Source organism: Actinoallomurus acaciae (assembly GCF_042429965.1).
Taxonomy (GTDB): Bacteria; Actinomycetota; Actinomycetes; order Streptosporangiales; family Streptosporangiaceae; genus Actinoallomurus; species Actinoallomurus acaciae.
The window spans coordinates 1-6,825 of the sequence record NZ_JBHLZP010000435.1; the positions used below are offsets into that span (position 1 = coordinate 1).

The window sequence follows — 6,825 nt, forward strand, 5'->3', positions numbered from 1 at the left end:
TGCCGCCCGCAAGCCCGCACCCAAGCCGGCCGAGCCGAAGGCCGCGCCGCAGAGGCCCGCCGCGCGCGGACCCGCCCAGCCGAAGCCCACCCCGCCGAAGCAGCCGAAGCCCGCCGAAGCCCCGGCAGCGGAGACCACGACCGAACAGCCGGCCGCCGCGGCCGCCGCCGGCGGCGGAAAGGCCACGCCTCCGCCCGCCCAGGAAAAGCGCCCAGCACGCAAGAAGTCCCGCGGCAAGCGCGCGTCGGTCCCGTCCTGGGACGAGATCATGTTCGGCGCCCGCCGCCCCGAGTAACCGAACCCGATCTCCGCGGCACGATGGCCTAGGCCTCGCGCGGCGCTCGGTCCACGCACCCGAAACGATCCGAACCGGCGAGCACGTTCACACCTGCCCAGAGCCGACGAGCCGCGGAAATGGCTGAACGCGCGGGCTGGACGGCCCGCGATGAGCCGAAGGCACTGTTCGACGCCTCGGCCGGGCAACTGCCCGATCGGCGGGTCACCGCGTCCCGGCGGTGCCAGTCGACTTGGCAGGTCGGCAGCACGAGAAGCAGCGAACCGACCGTGAGACACCTCGTCCAGAATGCGGGAGCCGGGCGCTGCCGGTGGCCCCAGACGATGCGCGGGTCTCAGAGCCGAACCGGCCCCGACGCAGGCCGATGTGGGAGCCAACCGGCTCGACCGCACGCGAGAGGCAGCGAACCGTGAGACACCCCGCCCAGCGTGTCCGAGCCGGAGCACCGGGCACTGCCAGTGATCCCAGACGATGCGCGGATCTCGGAGCCGAACGGGCCCCGACGCAGGCCGATGCGGGAGCCAACCGGCTCGGCAGCGCACGGGAGGCAGCGAACCGGTGGCCGTGTGACACCTCGTCCAGGGTGCCGGAACCGGGGCACCCGGCGCTGCCGGTGACCCCGGACGATGCAGGGATTTCGGAGCAGGACCGGCTCCGCCGCAGGTCAACGAGAACCGTAAGACACCCACCCAGGGTGTCCGAGCCGGAACGGCGGGCGCTGCCGACGGTCCCTCTCGGAGCCGAATCGACTCCGCCACGGGCCGGTGCGGGAGCCGAGCGGCTCGGCAGCACGCGGCTGGTCATGCTCGTCTACACGGTGCCGGCGAGAACCGCCGCCGATACGCCGCGACGTCGCCTAACCCGATCCGCCCTGAACGTCCCGCGACGCGGCCCGGTGTCGAGGGGGCGGCTCACTTCGCCTTGCAGGACGCGCAGAGCCCCCACCAGGTGATCTCCGCCTCTTCGATGGCGAAGCCCTTGTCCTCCGCCGGGTCCAGGCAGGGGGCCGCGCCGACGGCGCAGTCGATGTCCTCGACCCGGCCGCACTGCCGGCAGACCAGGTGGTGGTGGTTGTCGCCCACGCGCAGTTCGTAGCGCGCGGGTGAGCCGGCCGGCTCGATGCAGCGGATGAGGTTCGCCCGGGTCAGGTCCTCAAGGACGTTGTACAGGCCCTGCCGCGACAGCCCCGAGGACGCCTTTCCGACGCCCAGCCCGACCTCCAGATCCGGCGCGGTGGCGTGCGGATTGTCCTTGAGGGCGCCCAGGACGGCGCGTCGCTGGCCGGTGTTGCGCAGGCCCTTGCTCCTCAGCAGCGCGGCGAGGTCGTCCACTGGCGGTCCCGTTCGGCGAGAAGAGTTGACACGGTCAAAGATACCCGCCGAGCGACGCGGGATGGATCAGTGCTAGTTTGGACTTAGTCAAGATAAGGATCGGTCAAAAGACACCATCCGAGGAGGAATCCGATGAGCAAGGTCAACAGCCCGCTTTCCGACGACGCCCGCAAGGCGACCGGGGAGGTGCTCCAGCGCGCGCTCGTCGATCTGATCGATCTGGGCCTCACCGCCAAGCAGGCGCACTGGAACGTGACCGGCCGCCACTTCCGCTCGATCCACCTCCAGCTCGACGAGGTCGTCGCCATCGCGCGCGAGCACGCCGACGTCATGGCCGAGCGCGCGGCGGCGATCGGCGTCAACCCGGACGGCCGGGTCCGTACGGTGGCCGACACCACCGAACTGCACCCGCTGGAGGCCGGCGACCTGCAGGACGACAAGGTCGTCGCGACCGTGACCGACCTGCTGGGCGAGATGGTCCAGCGGTTCCGCCGGCACATCGTGGTCACCGACGACACCGACCTGGTCACCCAGGACCTGCTGATCGCGGCCGTACGGGAGCTGGAGAAGCAGCACTGGATGTTCGCGGTGCAGCACGCCTGACGCAACGCCCGCTGACGGCCGACGCCGGGTGACCGGCGCCGGCCGTACCAGCCGTCTCAGGTACACATCAGCGGATGTCAGGCGAATGTGCGTGAGATGCCAGCTCTCCCGTGAAGAGTGATTCCACCGGACACATCACTTTCACGGGGAGAGCCCAATGACTTATGCGATCCAGGCCGAAGGGCTGGTGAAGCACTTCGGCGATACGGTCGCCCTCGACGGGGTGGACCTCGCGGCTCGTACCGGCAGCGTCCTGGGAGTGCTCGGGCCCAACGGGGCCGGCAAGACCACCGCGGTACGGATCCTGGCCACCCTGCTCCGGCCCGACGCGGGCCGGGCGACGGTCAGCGGATACGACGTCGTACGCGACGCGCACCGGGTCCGTCAGCTCATCGGGCTGACCGGCCAGTACGCGTCCGTCGACGAGATGCTCACCGGCACCGAGAACCTCATCATGATCGGGCGGCTGCTGGAGATGCCGCGCCGGGAGGCCAGGGCACGCGCCGCCGAGCTGCTCGAACGGTTCGAGCTGTGGGACGCTCGCGACCGCGCGGCCAAGACCTACTCCGGCGGCATGCGCCGCCGTCTCGACCTGGCCGCCAGCCTCGTCGGGCGGCCGTCGGTGCTGTTCCTGGACGAGCCCACCACCGGCCTCGACCCGCACGCGCGCGGCGGATTGTGGGACACCGTGCGCGGGCTGGTGGACGACGGCGTGACCGTGCTGCTCACCACGCAGTACCTGGAGGAGGCCGACCAGCTCGCCGACGAGATCGCCGTCATCGACCGCGGCAAGGTCATCGCCCACGGCACACCGGACGAGCTGAAGAGCCAGGTCGGCGGCCAGGTGCTCCAGGTGCGGGCGGTCGACGCACGCGACCGCGAGACGGTCGCCGGGCTGGTCAGCATGGTCGTCGGCCAGGGCATCCAGATCGAGGGCGACCTGGTCACCGCGCCGGTCGCCGACCCCGGCGTCCTGCCGAAGGTCGTCCGTCACCTCGACGACGCGGGCGTGCTCGTGGCCGAGCTGGCACTGCGCCGGTCCAGCCTCGACGAGGTCTTCCTCGCCCTGACCGGCCACCGCGCCGAGGAACCCAGGCCCGAACTCGTCACCGAAGGGAGCCCCGCATGACCGCGGCGACCCTGCCCGCACCCCGCGCGCTGTCCTCGCGCGTCAGCCCGCTCGGCACCGTACGGCACACGCTGACGCTCGCCTGGCGCACGCTCGTGCAGATCAAGCACAACCCGATGGAACTGATCGACCTCAGCGTCCAGCCGATCATGTTCGTGCTGCTGTTCACGTACGTGTTCGGCGGGCAGATGGCCGGCGGGCACCCGACCGCCTACCTGCAGTACGCGCTGCCCGGCATCATCGCGCAGAACGCCCTGTTCGCCACCCTGAACACCGGTGTCGGCCTGAACACCGACATCACCAAGGGCGTCTTCGACCGGCTGCGCGCCCTGCCGATCTCACGCATGTCGCCGCTGGCGGGCCGGATCGCCGCGGACACGGTCAAGCAGGTGTGGTCGATGGGCATGCTCCTGCTGGTGGGCATCATCATCGGCTTCCGGGTCAAGACCGACGTCGCCGGGGTGGCCGGCGCCCTGCTGCTCCTGGTCGTGATGTCCTTCGCGGTCTCCTGGGTCTCGGTGCTGATCGGCGTCCTGGTGAGCGCGCCGGAGAAGGTGCAGATCTTCGGCTTCGCCACGATCTTCCCGATGAGCTTCTCCAGCAGCGCGTTCGTGAACGTGCACACCATGCCGGGCTGGATGCAGGCCTGGGCCAAGGTCAACCCGGTGTCCTTCCTGGCGGACGCCACCCGCGGGCTGATCAACGGCGGCGCGGTCGCGACCCCGGTGACCCAGAGCCTCATCTCGGCCGTCGTCGTCGCCGTCATCTTCGCCCCGCTCGCGGTGCGCGCCCTGCGCCGCCGCGTCTGAGAGAGGAAGGCGTCCCGGCCGTACGCAGGGCCGGGACGCGTCACGCCCGGGAACCGGCCGCCGTCGCGTACGCGCACGCGGACTCGCGATCCATCGCCCGGCCCCGGGCGTACGCCGCGTCGAACCGGGCGTCGTCGATCGCCTCGCGTACGGCCCGCGCGATGCGCGGCGGGTCCGCGAGCGACCGGTCCTCGGTGCCGCGTACGGCGACGGCGGCACCGAGCAGCGTCGCCGCGCGCTCCGGCTCGCTCGTACGGGCGGCCAGGTCCGCGAAGCCGACGAGAGCCTGCGCGATGATCGGCGCGTCGTACGCCACCACGGCCAGCCGGAGCGCCTCGGTGTGCCGGGCGAACGCGGCGTCCGAATCGCCCTCCCGCGCGTACAGGAGCCCGAGCTGGGAGTTGATCATGGCGCCGAACTGCGGTGGTCCGCCCTCCTTGCGATGGCCGGCGGCGGCCTCCAGGTGGTCACGTGCGACCGGCAGGTCGTCCTCGCGCAGCGCGAGCTCGCCGAGCGTGGAGCGGACGAAGGCGAGGTCCTCGGGCGCGCTGCGGCGCCGGGCGCTGCACAGGGCACGGTCCAGTTCGGCCCGCGCCCCCTCCTCGTCGCCGACCGCGCTGTAGGCCTGGGCGAGACGGATCCGAAGGAAGCTCGCGTCGTCGTGGCTCCCGAGTTCGAGAAAGTGGCGAAGCGCCTCCTCGATGTGGACCTTGGCCCGCATCGTCTCGCCCTTCCAGAGCGCGACCTCGGCGAGCCCGGTCAACGCGAGCGACAGCCCCCAGCGCTCGCCGAGGACACGGAACTCCTCCAGCGCGGCGCCGAAGGCGGCCTCGACCTCGTCCACCTTCCCCAGGTTGATCAGTGCGTGCCCGCGCATCGTGTGGCCCGTCGCCCGCAGCCACGGGTCCCGTGCCGTCGGCAGCGTGTCCATCTCGGCCAGCGCGTCTTCGGGCCGGCCGTCGACGAACCGCAGGACCACCGGCGCGGCGCGCAGCACGGGGTGCAGACCGTCGGGGTCGAGGTGGCGGGTCGCGTTCAGGGCCGTCTCGAGATATTCGCGGAGAGTAACCCGGCCGGACTCGCTGAGCTCGCTGTTGCCGAAGGCCCCGAGCGTCCAGTACATGCAGGCGAGCGCCCACGCCTGGGCCGGCCCCTCGCCGGGCAGGGCGACCGCCGCGGCGGCGAGTTCTTCTCCTTCGGTCCGCTGGCCGCGCAGGAACCAGTACCAGCCGAGCGCGGCGACGTAGCGGACCGCGAGCGCCGTGTCGCTGACGTCGATCGCCCAGCGCAGCGCCGACTGCAGGTTGTCGTAGTCGGCGTCGAGCCTCCGCAGCCATTCCAGCTGGTCAGGCGTGCGCAGGAGGGGCTCGGCGGTCTCGGCGAGGCCGAGGAAGTGGCGCGCGTGCGCACGCCGTACGTGCCGGGCCTCACCGGCCTGGGACAGACGGCCGGCGCTGTAGGCGCGGATGGTCTCCAGCATCCGGTAGCGGCCGGCGCCGTCCACGACGACGAGTGACTTCTCCACCAGCCCGATGAGGGCGTCGAGGACGTCGTCGCCGCAGACCTCCTCGACGCTCTCCAGGGTGGCGCCGCCGGCGAAGACCGACATCCGGCGCAGGAGCACCTGCTCGGGCTCATCCAGCAGGTCCCAGCTCCAGTCGACCACCGCGCGCAGGGTCTGGTGGCGCGGCAACGCCGTACGGCTGCCGCCGGTGAGCAGCCGGAACCGGTCGTCGAGGCGGTCGGCGATCTGCGTGACGGTCATCGTGCGCAGGCGCGCGGCCGCCAGTTCGATCGCCAGCGGCATGCCGTCGAGGCGGCGGCAGATGGCGAGGGCCGCGTCGAGGTCGGCGTCGACGGTGAAGCCGGGGCGCACGGCCGCGCCGCGCTCGGCCAGCAGGCGTACGGCCGGGTAGTCGAGCACGTCGCCGTTGGCGGTGTCCGGAAAGGCGAGCGGCGGCACCGGCCACAGCGTCTCGCCGGTGATGCCGAGCGCCTCGCGGCTCGTCGCCAGCACCCGCAGCTCCGGGCAGGCGCCGAGCAGCCGGTTCGCGAGCCGGGCGGCGCTGTCGACGACGTGCTCGCAGTTGTCGAGGATGAGCAGGATCGGGCGTTCGGACAGGGCGGCGACGAGGCGGTCCGCGGGGTCGGGCCGCGTCTCGGCCGTCGGTGTGAACAGGCCGGACTCGCGCAGCCCGAGGGCCTCGACGACCGCCTGCACGACCGAGTGCCGGGCGCCGGTGGCGTCGTCGGCGACCGGTGCCAGGTCGACGAAGCACACCTCGCCGTTCTCCTGCGCGGCCGCCTCGATCGCCAGGCGCGTCTTGCCGGACCCGCCCGGGCCGAGCAGTGTCACGAGGCGTCCGGTGGCGAGCAGCTTGCCGATCCGCTGCAACTCCTCCTCGCGTCCGACGAAGCTGGTCAGCTGGGCCGGCAACGTGCGGCGCACGCCCGGCGTCTCCGGCGGCGCGGCGGGCTCGGCCCGCAGGATCGACAGGTGCACGGCGCTCAGCTCGGGTGACGGGTCGGCGCCGAGCTCCTCGGCGAGGGCGCGGCGCGTGTCGGCGTACACGGCGAGCGCCTCGGCCTGCCGGACGTCGGCGTGGAGCGCGCGCATCAGTTGACCGCACGGGCGTTCGCGCAGGGGATGGGCGGCCA

At 72.3% G+C, this 6,825-nt stretch carries 5 protein-coding genes and 1 pseudogene; 4 read left to right on the forward strand and 2 right to left on the reverse strand.

All coding sequences use genetic code 11. The annotated features are described in order from the left end of the window. A pseudogene (locus ACFFNX_RS37500) lies at positions 1 to 295 on the forward strand (septation protein SepH); the annotation flags it as partial. A gap of 911 nt (positions 296 to 1,206) precedes the next feature. Here the strand turns inward: ACFFNX_RS37500 and ACFFNX_RS37505 are convergent. Then, positions 1,207 to 1,626, reverse strand: a complete 420-nt coding sequence (locus ACFFNX_RS37505; protein ID WP_378210801.1) for a Fur family transcriptional regulator — start codon at positions 1,624 to 1,626, stop codon at positions 1,207 to 1,209. A 132-nt stretch (positions 1,627 to 1,758) separates the two neighbouring features. On the opposite strand from ACFFNX_RS37505, the gene ACFFNX_RS37510 reads away from it, so the two are divergent. The 3 genes from ACFFNX_RS37510 to ACFFNX_RS37520 all read left to right on the forward strand — a co-directional run bounded on the left by ACFFNX_RS37510 (position 1,759) and on the right by ACFFNX_RS37520 (position 4,167). Further along, a complete protein-coding gene (locus tag ACFFNX_RS37510) occupies positions 1,759 to 2,229 on the forward strand; it encodes a Dps family protein (protein ID WP_378210803.1) in 471 nt (156 codons plus the stop codon). Positions 2,230 to 2,386: 157 nt separating this feature from the next. Then, complete coding sequence (locus ACFFNX_RS37515; protein ID WP_378210805.1) at positions 2,387 to 3,358, forward strand: ATP-binding cassette domain-containing protein; 972 nt, start codon at positions 2,387 to 2,389, stop codon at positions 3,356 to 3,358. Beyond that, the gene (locus tag ACFFNX_RS37520; protein WP_378210807.1) at positions 3,355 to 4,167 is read left to right on the forward strand and encodes an ABC transporter permease; all 813 of its coding nucleotides are present in this window, start codon (positions 3,355 to 3,357) and stop codon (positions 4,165 to 4,167) included. Before ACFFNX_RS37515 ends, ACFFNX_RS37520 begins: the two co-directional genes overlap by 4 nt. A gap of 40 nt (positions 4,168 to 4,207) precedes the next feature. Here ACFFNX_RS37520 and ACFFNX_RS37525 read toward each other — a convergent pair. Further along, positions 4,208 to 6,825, reverse strand: a 2,618-nt coding sequence (locus tag ACFFNX_RS37525) for an ATP-binding protein (protein ID WP_378210809.1), incomplete at its 5' end; no start/stop codon positions are given.